Origin of the sequence: Verrucosispora sp. SN26_14.1 (genome assembly GCF_004307965.1) — a bacterium.
Taxonomy (GTDB): domain Bacteria; phylum Actinomycetota; class Actinomycetes; order Mycobacteriales; family Micromonosporaceae; genus Micromonospora.
Genome location: NZ_SISL01000474.1, coordinates 1 through 4,460 on the forward strand (window position 1 = coordinate 1; position 4,460 = coordinate 4,460).

Annotated in this window: 4 protein-coding genes and 1 pseudogene; 2 read left to right on the top strand and 3 right to left on the bottom strand. The window is 74.3% G+C overall.

The window, feature by feature from the left end; all coding sequences use genetic code 11:
• On the top strand, positions 1-935 hold a 935-nt coding region (locus EYA84_RS32705; RefSeq protein ID WP_201272490.1), incomplete at its 5' end, for a hypothetical protein.
• 53 nt (positions 936-988) lie between these two features.
• On the opposite strand, the gene EYA84_RS27365 is transcribed toward EYA84_RS32705, so the two are convergent.
• The 3 genes from EYA84_RS27365 to EYA84_RS27375 are packed head-to-tail and all read right to left on the bottom strand — an operon-like array spanning position 989 to position 3,399.
• The gene (locus tag EYA84_RS27365) at positions 989-1,453 is read right to left on the bottom strand and encodes a hypothetical protein (RefSeq protein ID WP_131056669.1); all 465 of its coding nucleotides are present in this window, start codon (positions 1,451-1,453) and stop codon (positions 989-991) included.
• The gene (locus tag EYA84_RS27370; protein ID WP_131056670.1) at positions 1,428-2,060 is read right to left on the bottom strand and encodes an RNA polymerase sigma factor; all 633 of its coding nucleotides are present in this window, start codon (positions 2,058-2,060) and stop codon (positions 1,428-1,430) included. Before EYA84_RS27370 ends, EYA84_RS27365 begins: the two co-directional genes overlap by 26 nt.
• Positions 2,061-2,076: 16 nt before the next feature.
• Entirely contained in the window at positions 2,077-3,399 is a 1,323-nt protein-coding gene (locus tag EYA84_RS27375) for a S8/S53 family peptidase (protein WP_236145984.1), read from the bottom strand.
• Between the two features lie 168 nt (positions 3,400-3,567).
• On the opposite strand from EYA84_RS27375, the pseudogene EYA84_RS27380 reads away from it, so the two are divergent.
• Positions 3,568-4,460, top strand: a pseudogene (locus EYA84_RS27380) (CHAT domain-containing protein); the annotation flags it as partial.

Genomic DNA, 4,460 nt, shown 5'->3' on the forward strand with positions numbered 1-4,460 from the left:
CCGCGGTGCCGGTCGAGGCGGTCCCGGCCGCCGCCGCAGCCGCCCGGACCGACGTCTACATCAAGGACACCACCGCCGACGTCGGAGTCGAGCCGCACGCGCTGAACCCGCTCTGGGCCAGCCCCGACATCAAGGTCTGCCCCACCGCGATCGAGTGCGCCGTCAGCCAGAACCCGATCGTCGGCGTCACCAACTACCTCTTCATCAAGCTGCGCAACCCCGGCCCGTACGGCTCGGGCGGCAGCAGCGGCGTGCTTCGCGTCTATCGGACCACGCCGGGCGGCGGCGCGGTCTGGCCGACCCACTGGACCCAGATCGGCGCGGCCAACGTGGTCTCCTTCGCCGGGGTCACCACGGTCACCATCCCCTGGACCGGAGTCCCCGGGCCGGGGCACTTCTGCCTGCTCGCCCGCTGGGTGTCCGCGACCGACCCGATGACCTTCGAGGGCCCGGACATCAGCACGAACACCCGGCACAACAACAACATCGCGTGGCGCAACGTCGACTCGGTCCAGCTCGCCGTGGGCGGATCGCCGGCCGTCCGGCCGTTCGCCATCGGCAACTCGCTGACCGTACCGTCCAGGAACGAGGTCGTCTTCGCGGCGGCCGAGCCGCTCCAGGCGATCGGCGGTCGGGTCGTCGTCGATCTCGGCCCGGACCTCTTCGAGCGCTGGCGGGCCGGGGGCGCGGTCGGCACGGGTGTCCGCGCCGTCGGCCGGACGCAGGTGGAGATCGTCGAGCCCACCAGGGCCAGCCTGGGCAACCTGGCGCTGAACCCCGGTGAGCGCGCGGAGTTCTCGCTGCTCTTCTCGGCCACGGCCGACAGCCAGCGGGAGATCTCCTTCACCGTCACCCAGTTCGGCCCGGACAGCAGCGGCGCCCGGTCGACCGACCTCGGTGGTGTGCAGTATCTGATCAGCACTGTCAAGCGGTAGCTCGCACCGCAGCGAGGGTCGTGGGTCGGAGGGGGCTCACGACCCTCGTGGCGTCAGCGCAGGCAGACCCAGTCGGTCGCCACCACGTGTTCGCCGGTGTACGCACGCAGCTGCACCGGCCCGGTCGGCGGCACCCCGAGCGAGAAGAGACCCACCGCGTCGACCGTCGCCTCGTCGTAGACTCCGCCCACGGTCCGGGCGCTGACCCGACCACGACCGGCCGGCGAGACCTGACCGACGATGCCGGCGTCGCTGACCTCGATCTCCAGCACGATCCCGGCGCCCCGGAAGCACAGGCTGCGCGCCGAACCGGAGGAGCGGGTGAGCCCGGCCGACTCCGGTTCGAGCACCGAGTCGAAGGTCAGCTCGGCCAGGGTCACCTCGGCGTCCGTCCGCCGCCGGGCGAACGCCGCCCGCGCCGCCGTCAGATGCTCCTCGGGCACTCCCTCGGAGTCCCAGAGCGCGGCGACCAGTTCCGCCGCCAACCTGCCGTCATCGACCGGCGGCCACGGCTCCATCGCGGTCACCCCCCTGCCGTCCGGTGTCCGGCCGCAGTCCCAGGTACGGGGCCAGCACCGCGCAGTCGCGCAGTCGCCGCAGGCAGCGGGCCTGGGTCGGTCCGATGCTGCCGACCGGTACGCCCAACCGCTCGGAGACCTGCCGGTAGCTCGGCGGCGGCTCGGCCATCAGCAGCGAGAGCAGTTCCTGGCACCGGGAGGGCAGTTGGGCGAAACCCTCCCGCAGCGCCTGCCGCCGTTCCGCCCGTAACAGGTCCTCCTCCGGCGGCGCGACGTCGGCCCACGTCCCGTGGTAGGCGTCGAGCGAACCGTCGGAGGGGTCGACGGGTTGGGTCCGCCGGACGAGACGCGACATCCGGTAGCACTCCCGTCGGGTCGTGACGGCCAACCAGGCCGCCAGCGCCTGCGGCTCGCGTACCTGCTCCAGGTGCTCCACCAGGCGCAGCCACACGGTCTGGTTGACATCGGCCGCGTCGGCGCCGCTCAGGTCGTGCGACCGGATCACCGAGTACACCAGCGGGGTGTACCGGCGCACCAGCTCGGTCCAGGCCGACTCGTCCCCGTCGGCCGCGGCGGACACCAGGGCCCGCACGCTCCGATCGGTCACCACGCCGCCCTGCCGCTCATCCGACGAGCACGCCGTAGTCGGGGTGCCAACGCGGCGCCGCGAGCAGGGCCAGCCGGGCCGCGTCGGCGCTCAGTCCCGCCCCGGTCATCAGGGCGGCGAGTCGACCCGAGACATGTGCCGTGGCGAACGACGTACCGGCCCAGGTCGCGTACCTGTGGAACAGCCGGGTCGGTCGTCCGGGTAGCGGCAGCCGTCCCTCGACGTACGTGCTGTCCCGCCGGCCGAGGGCACAGGCGTCGACCCACGCCCCCCGGCCGCTGTAGTCCGCCGGGACGACCACACCCGCGGTGTCCGTCTCGACGGCCCCGACCGCCAGGACCCGGTCCAGCGCGGCCGGCCACACCGGACGGGCGACACCGGCGTTACCCGCCGCCGCCACCACCGCCGTCGTCGGGGGCATCGCGGCCACCGCGTTGGCCAGCGGCAGCGAGGGTTGGTCGTCGAGGGTGAAGCCGCCCAGCGAGAGGTTCACCACCGACACCTCGCCCGAGAGCCGGCTCAGGGCGGCCACCAGCATCGACTCGTCCCCGACTCCGGTGGGCGCCAGCGCCGCCTCGGGATCGAGGCGTACGCCCGGTGCGGCCTGCCGCACCACCCCGGCGACGAACGTGCCGTGCCCGCCCTGCGGGGCGAGCACGTCGGTGTGCACGTAGAGCGGGTCCTCGTCGTCGACCTCCGGGAGGTACGCGCCGCCCAGCCACTGCGGGTGCCGGTTGCCGGCCTGCCGGCAGATGCCGGTGTCGCAGATGCCGACCGTCACCCCCGCCCCCTCGGCCTGCCTCCCCGGATCCGGCGGTGGCAGTGCGGCGAGAGCGCGGGGCGGCCCGCCCGGATTACCCATGATGTTGCCGAGGCCGAGCAGCACGTGGTGCGGTTGGACCAGCGGCACCGGCGCTCCGGGCCACTGTCGGGGGTCGCGCAGCTTCGTCACGAGCGCGGGGATGTCGGCCTCCGCGGCGAAGACCAGCCGGGCGACACCGCCGAAGCCGACGCCGAACGTCACCGGGTTGCCGCTGGCCCTGAGCCAGGCGGCGACGCGCTGGGCGTCGGCCGGGGCGGTGAGCACCTGCCGGGGTCGGTACAGCACCTCCCGGCCGGGTGCGGCGTGGCGCCGCACGGTGCGGTCGGCGTCGAGCATCGCGGTGAACGCGAGCTGGTAGGCCTTGTCGTCGGCGACGGTGTCGTCGCCGAGGGCCGGCGCCGGCCGTACGGTGGACGCCAGTGGCACCGCCACCGTGGCCAGTGCGGACACCGCCAGGAGGCGCCGTCGGGAGAGCCGGGTGGTGACGGGTGGCACGGTGGGACGGTCGGGCAGCACGGGTCCTCCCCAGGCGACTCGGGAGGCGGCACGTCACTGGTGGTCCGGTGCGGCGGGTTCCCGGTCTCCGGTCAATTCTTCCAAGTGATCGGCGCATGTCAATGCCAAAGACATACTCACCGTCACACGTCGACCACTCGGGGAGATATCGACGATACTCAGCGGGTGGTGACCTCTCTGCCCGTGCCGGACCGCACCGCTGACGGCGCCGGGACCGCCCAGGCGGCACTCGACACCGTCCAGCGCTCCCCCAGCCAGGCGATCACCATCGCCGAGCGGGTGCTCGCCGCCCGGTCCGACGCCGACGAGCGCTCGACCGCCGACCGCGCCATCGGTCTGGCACTGCGCGAACTCAACGACCTCTCCGGCGCCCGGCGCCACCTCCGTCGGGCCGTGCGGACCGCCGGCACGGCCCGGACCCGGGCGCTGGCCCGGATGAGCCTCGGGTACGTCCTGGCCAGCTCGGGGCACACCGCGGCGGCGCTGCGGGCGGTGACCGCCGCGCTGCCGGAACTGACCGGGGCCGACGCCGGTCGGGGCCGGATGCAGCGGGGCGTGGTGCTGCACTACCGCGGCCGGTACGACGAGGCGGTGCGGGACTACGGCCTCGCCATCGACATCGCCCAGCGCGAGGGCGACCTCCTGCTGGAGGCCCGGGCCCGCAACAACCGGGGCCTGCTCAACGCCCACCGGGGCACCACCGGCGGCGCCGACGACCTGTCCCGGGCGGCAGCCGTCTTCGAGGGGCTCGGCCTGGACCTCGCGGCGGCCGACGCCCGGTGGAACAGCGGGATCGCGGCCGGTCGACGGGGCGACATCGCGGCGGCGCTGCGCTGTTTCGCCGCCGTCGGCGAGGAGTACCGGCGTCTCGGCGTCCCCCGGCCCGCGCTGCTGCTGGACCGCTTCGAGTTGCTGCTGTCGGTGCCCCTGGTGGACGAGGCGGTGGAGATCGCCGCCGTCGCGATCCGGGAGTTGCGCCGCCGTGGCATGGCCTCCGACCTGGCCGAGGCGCTGCTGGCGCAGGCGCGGGCCGCCCTGCTCGCCGGGGACCTGGCCACCGC

Bases quoted from the DNA above. Each gene is read 5' to 3' on its own strand.
- EYA84_RS27365 (WP_131056669.1), bottom strand. From the start codon at position 1,453: ATGGAGCCGTGGCCGCCGGTCGATGACGGCAGGTTGGCGGCGGAACTG.